This is a genomic window from Bradyrhizobium sp. NBAIM03 (genome assembly GCF_020194055.1).
Taxonomy (GTDB): Bacteria; Pseudomonadota; Alphaproteobacteria; order Rhizobiales; family Xanthobacteraceae; genus Bradyrhizobium; species Bradyrhizobium yuanmingense.
Genome location: NZ_JADYVS010000300.1, coordinates 1 through 379, shown reverse-complemented (window position 1 = coordinate 379; position 379 = coordinate 1). Strand labels below are relative to the sequence as shown.

Below are 379 nucleotides of genomic sequence, written 5' to 3'. Positions count from 1 at the left end.
CACGACGGCCGAGATGGTGGGCGGGGCATGCACCCACACCAGCGGCATGGCAATCCACTTGTTGCGCTGCGGAAAGCGCACAAACACGCGCGGCGTGGGGCCGGCTTCCAGTCGCAACTGCGTATCGGAAGGCAAGCGGCGCGCAAGCTGACGGACCAACTCCGCAGACTTATCCGAGGCCGAGGAAGCATCGCCCGCAGGCGGGTCGGCGGTTTCGGTCACGAGATCCGGCAGCTTGACCTTCAAATGACCGTCCATCGCCGCCTGGAAGGCCTGCAGCTGGAACGCCATCTGGTCTACCGACGCCTGGAACTGTCGCTCGCGCCGCTCCGCACGCAGCACGCCCAGCCACGAGAAATGGCTGAGCACGAGCACCACC

At 66.2% G+C, this 379-nt stretch carries 1 protein-coding gene; it reads right to left on the bottom strand.

What is annotated here, in order from left to right:
• Positions 1 to 379: hypothetical protein (locus tag I6F21_RS38605; protein WP_225184501.1), on the bottom strand; the 379-nt coding region annotated here is incomplete at both ends.